The sequence below is a fragment of the Streptomyces sp. XM83C genome (genome assembly GCF_023072675.1).
Classification (GTDB): Bacteria; Actinomycetota; Actinomycetes; order Streptomycetales; family Streptomycetaceae; genus Streptomyces; species Streptomyces thermocoprophilus.
Genome location: NZ_JALLGL010000398.1, coordinates 1 through 4,692, shown reverse-complemented (window position 1 = coordinate 4,692; position 4,692 = coordinate 1). Strand labels below are relative to the sequence as shown.

General features: G+C 72.3%; 4 protein-coding genes. 2 read left to right on the top strand and 2 right to left on the bottom strand.

What is annotated here, in order from left to right; all coding sequences use genetic code 11:
* Window positions 1–1,167: MBL fold metallo-hydrolase (locus MTQ10_RS28025; RefSeq protein ID WP_247473091.1), on the bottom strand; the 1,167-nt coding region annotated here is incomplete at its 3' end.
* Between the two features lie 197 nt (window positions 1,168–1,364).
* On the opposite strand from MTQ10_RS28025, the gene MTQ10_RS28020 reads away from it, so the two are divergent.
* Window positions 1,365–2,615 carry a helix-turn-helix domain-containing protein gene (locus MTQ10_RS28020; RefSeq protein ID WP_247473090.1) on the top strand — a complete coding sequence of 417 codons (1,251 nt, stop codon included), beginning with the start codon at window positions 1,365–1,367 and terminating at the stop codon, window positions 2,613–2,615.
* A 145-nt stretch (window positions 2,616–2,760) separates the two neighbouring features.
* Window positions 2,761–4,278 (top strand): aldehyde dehydrogenase, encoded by a 1,518-nt coding sequence (gene adh / locus MTQ10_RS28015; protein WP_247473089.1) that lies wholly within the window; start codon window positions 2,761–2,763, stop codon window positions 4,276–4,278.
* Window positions 4,279–4,409: 131 nt separating this feature from the next.
* On the opposite strand, the gene MTQ10_RS28010 is transcribed toward adh, so the two are convergent.
* Window positions 4,410–4,692, bottom strand: a 283-nt coding sequence (locus MTQ10_RS28010; RefSeq protein ID WP_282612675.1) for an LAETG motif-containing sortase-dependent surface protein, incomplete at its 5' end; no start/stop codon positions are given.

Genomic DNA, 4,692 nt, shown 5'->3' with positions numbered 1-4,692 from the left:
CCCGGGCCCTGCCCCCGCCCCTGCTCCGGGCTTACGCCAAGGCGGCATCCCGGACGACGACGGGTGGGCCACCCCCCGCCACCAAGGCTCCGTCGGAAGCGTGCCCCCCGGTTCGAAGGGCTCGCCCGGCCGGGGGAACGCCACCGGCTGGCCGGCGTCGCGGGCGGCGTCCCGCATCCACTCCCCCGGCTCCGCCCACGGGTGCGGGGCGAGGTTGAAGGTGCCCCAGTGGATCGGCAGCAGCACCCCGCCCGGCGTGCCGCCCTGGAGGTCGAGGTGGGCGCGCACGCCCTCCTCGGGCGTCATGTGGATGTCGGGCCAGAACTCGCTGTAGGCGCCGACCTGGATCATCGTCGCGTCGAACGGGCCGTGGGCGGCGCCGATGTCACGGAAGCCGTCGAAGTAACCGGTGTCGCCGCTGTGGTAGACCCGGTGCCGTTCGCCCGCGACGGCCCAGGACGCCCACAGGGTGTGCTGGGTGTTGCGCAGGCCGCGTCCGCAGAAGTGGCGGGCCGGGGCGGCGGTGAGCGTGAGGCCGCCGATCCTGGTGTCCTCGTGCCAGTCCAGTTCGCGCAGGCGGGTGGTGGACACGCCCCAGTGTTCGAGGTGGGCGCCGACGCCCAGCGGGACCGCGAACAGGGTGTCGGTGCCGGCGAGCGCCTTGATGGTGGGCAGGTCGAGGTGGTCGTAGTGGTCGTGGGAGATCACGACCACGTCGACGGGTCCGAGTGCGGCCAGCGGCAGCGGCACCGGGTGCAGCCGCTTCGGCCCGGCGAAGGGGAAGGGTGAGCAGCGCTCTCCCCACACCGGGTCGAACAGGACCCGGTGCCCGTCGATCTCCACGAGCACGCTGGAGTGCCCGGCCCAGGTCACCCGCAGGCCGGTCGCGGGCGGGCGGGCGAGGTCGGCGACGGTGGTGGCGTGCACGGGCACGGTGCCGGTCGGGGCGCGGCGTACGCGTGCGTCCTTGTCGAAGTAGATCTTCGCGAAGTCCCGTGCGGAGCCCGAGGGACGGGTGCGGGTGGGGCCGCCAGGGTTCTGGAACACGCCGTCCTTGAAATGCGGTGACCGGCGGATACGGGCCATGCGCTCACCGCGCGGCTCCGCGCCGAAGGCCGTGGGTCGCAGCGCGCCGGGCCCGAGGCCTGTCAGACGGAAACCGGTCACGGCACCTCCAGGTGGAGTCGGGGCGTTCCATTATGGTCGGTCGGTGTGACAAAGGGCGTGGCCGGACCACCCGCCCCCACCCCCCGCACCCAGAGTGTCCGCGACCTTGCGCTCCCGGTCTCCTTGGCCGATAACACTGTGGTCGGCCCGTTGCGCACGGACGACGGGCCCTTGCCCCGACGACGGCAGGGGAAGCGATGTCACAACGAAGTGACCTGAGGCAACGCAGGGCCACCCTGGAGGGCGAGTGGTCCCGCTGGATCCCGCAGCTCAGGACGGCCCGCCGGTCACCGTCGGGCAGTGTCGCGCTGCGCCCGGAGGTGACGGAGTCCTGGCTGCGCTCGCTGAGCAGTGTCGACCCGCTCCGCGACAGCGCGCCGGCCGCCGACGACGACGGCTCGGTGGCGCGGCGCTGGGCGGACTCCCCGCTGCGCCGCCCGGTGCACGATCTCGCGGACGAGCTGCACAGCATCGCCGACGACGCCGGTTTCGTCGCCGCGGTGACCGACGAGTCCGGCACGATCCTGTGGACGTGCGGCGGGCGCACGATGCGCCATCGTGCGGAGCGGGTCAACTTCGCGCCGGGCGGACGCTGGGACGAGCCCGCGATGGGCACCAATGCGCTCTCCCTCGCCCTGCGCACCGGCCGTCCCAGCACCGTGTTCTCCGCCGAGCATCTGGTGTCCGCGCTGCACGGCTGGGTCTGCTACTGCGCCCCGGTGCACGCGCCCGACGGCCGTGTCCTCGGCGTGCTGGACCTGTCGACGACGTGGGACCGCTCGCATCCGCTGGCCATGTCCACCGTGCGGTCCCTGGTCACCGCGATCGAGAGCAGGCTGGCGGTCGAGCTGCCCGCGCCCCGCCCGGCGTCCGAGGCGCTCCGGGCTCCCGTACTGCTGTCCTGTCTGGGCGTGGAGCGGGCCGAGCGGGACGGCGTACCGCTGCCGCTGCGTCCGCGTCAGCTGGAGATCCTCACGTTGCTGGCGCTGGAGCCGGACGGTTTCACGGCCGAGCGGCTGAGGGCGGCGGTGTACGGGGACCGTCCGGTGAGCGCGTCCACGTTCAAGGCGGAGATGTCGCATCTGCGGCGCGCTCTCGGCGGCGGGATCACGACCCGACGTTACGCCCTCACGGCCCCGGTGAGCTGCGACGCCGTACTGGTGCTGGACGCGCTGCGGCGCGGTGACACGTCCACGGCGCTGCGTCACTACCGAGGTCCGCTGCTGCCGCGCTCCGAGGCGCCGGGCGTCGTGGAGTGGCGGGATCAGCTGGAGGTGGCCGTACGGGAGGCGGTCCTGGCGAGCGCCGGGCCGGAGCACGCGCTGCGGTACGGGGAGCGGGCGCCGTACGACGCGGAGGTGCACGAGCACGCGTTGCGCCTGCTCGGCCCGGACGACCCGCGCCGCCCGATCGCGCTGGGCAGGCTCAGTACGGCGCTGCGGGACTGACGGCCGTACCGCGTGGGCCGGGGCGGGCGCGGCGGGCGCGGCGGGCGCCAACCTCCCGCCAACCTCCCCGAGCGACAGTGCCGTCGGCGTCGCGGCAGCGGGTCGCTGCGCCGAGGATACGCACCGTCCTTCGAGGAGAGCCGCCATGGTGTACGCGCAGCCGGGGACAGACGGCAGCATCGTCGATTTCGCACCGCGTTACGACAATTTCATCGGCGGTGAGTGGGTCGCGCCCGTGGAGGGCCGGTACTTCGAGAACCCGTCACCGGTGACCGGCCGGACGTTCACGGAGGTCGCCCGGTCCACCGCGGCCGACATCGAACTGGCCCTGGACGCGGCGCACCGGGCCGCCGAGAAGTGGGGCCGGACCTCGACGACGGAGCGGGCGAACATCCTGAACCGGATCGCCGACCGCATCGAGGAGAACCTGGAGAAGATCGCCGTCGCGGAGACCTGGGAGAACGGCAAGCCGGTACGGGAGACGCTGGCCGCCGACATCCCGCTGGCGGTCGACCACTTCCGCTACTTCGCGGGCGTGGTCCGCGCCCAGGAGGGCAGCATCGCGGAGATCGACGCGGACACGGTCGCGTACCACTTCCATGAGCCGCTGGGCGTGGTCGGGCAGATCATCCCGTGGAACTTCCCGATCCTGATGGCCGCGTGGAAGCTCGCGCCGGCGCTGGCGGCAGGCAACTGCGTGGTGATCAAGCCGGCCGAGCAGACCCCGGCGAGCCTTCTTCTCGTCGTCGACCTGATCGCCGATCTGCTCCCGCCGGGCGTGCTGAACGTCGTCAACGGCTTCGGTGTGGAGGCGGGCAAGCCGCTCGCGTCGAACCCGCGTGTGGCGAAGGTGGCGTTCACCGGTGAGACCACGACCGGCCGGCTGATCATGCAGTACGCGTCGGAGAACATCATCCCGGTCACGCTGGAGCTGGGCGGCAAGAGCCCGAACATCTTCCTGCCGGACGTGATGGCGGCCGACGACGACTTCCTGGACAAGGCGGTCGAGGGATTCGTGCTGTTCGCCCTGAACCAGGGCGAGGTCTGCACGTGCCCGTCCCGCGCCCTGATCCACTCCTCCATCTACGACGAGTTCATGGCCCGCTGCGTCGAGCGCACCCGGGCGATCGTCAGCGGCGACCCGCTCGACCCGGCCACCATGATCGGCGCGCAGGCCGGCAACGACCAGTACGAGAAGATCCTTTCGTACATCGACATCGGCAAGAAGGAGGGCGCCGAACTCCTCACCGGCGGCAACCCGCGCACGGTGGCGGGTCTGGAGGGCGGCTACTACATCGAGCCGACGATCTTCCGCGGCTCGAACGACATGCGGATCTTCCAGGAGGAGATCTTCGGCCCGGTGGTGTCGGTGACGACGTTCGACTCGGTCGACGAGGCCTTGAAGATCGCCAACGACACGCTGTACGGCCTCGGCGCCGGTGTGTGGACCCGTGACGGCAACGCGGCCTACCGTCTGGGCCGCGAGATCAAGGCGGGCCGCGTCTGGACGAACTGCTACCACGCCTACCCGGCGCACGCCGCGTTCGGCGGCTACAAGAAGTCGGGCATCGGCCGCGAGACGCACAAGATGATGCTGGACCACTACCAGCAGACGAAGAACCTTCTCGTGTCGTACTCCCCGAAGAAGCTGGGCTTCTTCTAGAGCCTCCGCGGTCGTGGCAGGGCGCCCGCCCGGTCTCTCACCGGGCGGGCGCCCTCCCGCGTGGGGCTCCGCACGGTCGTGCGGAGCCGGCACGGCGTGTCGCCACGCGTCGGGGACGCGCGGAACCGTCGTCAGGAGCGACGGGCCCGGCGTGCCAGGAGCAGTGCGCCGGCACCGGCCGCGACGACCAGGGCCGCCACCCCGGCGATCATGCCGACTGGTGCGCCGGCGCCCGTCTCGGCCAGCGGAGGCGTGCTGTCGCTGGGGGACGGCTGCGGCGCGGCCGGCGGGGTCGACGTCAGCGGAGGTACGTCCGGGGTCGTGGGCGGTGTCTTGGAGGTCTTGGGCGTGGTCGGGGTGGCCGGCGGGGTCGTCTCCGCGGGAGGGGTGCTCTGCGCGGGCGTGGTGGGGGTG